General features: G+C 68.4%; 1 protein-coding gene. It reads right to left on the bottom strand.

Translation table 11 applies throughout. From position 1 onward, the window contains the following. Positions 1–464 (bottom strand): transposase (locus ACHAAC_RS17460; protein WP_435717655.1); only part of this gene is annotated, 464 nt, incomplete at its 3' end. Between the last annotated feature and the right edge of the window lie 74 nt (positions 465–538).

Raw genomic sequence — 538 nt, 5'->3', positions numbered from 1 at the left:
ACCGGTGGCCGGTCGTGGATGGAGACCATGTCGGGGATCTGACCCCGACCATCGGGGTGGGCATGCTTGTTCGGTCGACGCATCGCCCGTCCGGTCCGCAACGCCGCACTGACCTCAGCCTTGAGCTGGCCGCGTGGCTGCAGATAGATCCAGCGGTAGATCGTCTCGTGATGCACCCACATCTCCGCATCCTCGGGGAAGTCTTGGCGCAATCGTCCCGCGACCTGCTCCGGGGACAACCGCCGCCTGCCCGTCAATCCGGCCACGACCCGATCACGCAGCGCTGGATTGGCCTCGATCTTGCTGGCCTGGGGCCGCCTGGCCGTCTCGAACGCGACCGCATGCGCCCGCTTGGCCCGATAGCGGCCCTTGGCGTCGGCGTGAGCAGCGACCTCGCGACTGATCGTGGAGGGCGCCCGGCCCAGATCCGCCGCGATCGCCCGCATCGAACGGCCCTGCAGCAAGGCGATCTCGATGTGGACCCGATCCTCAAAGGACAACCGTGCCCGCGTCTGGCGTCGCCGTGGACGGATCCCAC

The organism is Aeromicrobium sp. CF4.19, from assembly GCF_051262555.1.
In the GTDB taxonomy this organism is placed as follows: Bacteria; Actinomycetota; Actinomycetes; order Propionibacteriales; family Nocardioidaceae; genus Aeromicrobium.
This window is presented reverse-complemented; position numbering and strand designations above follow the sequence as displayed.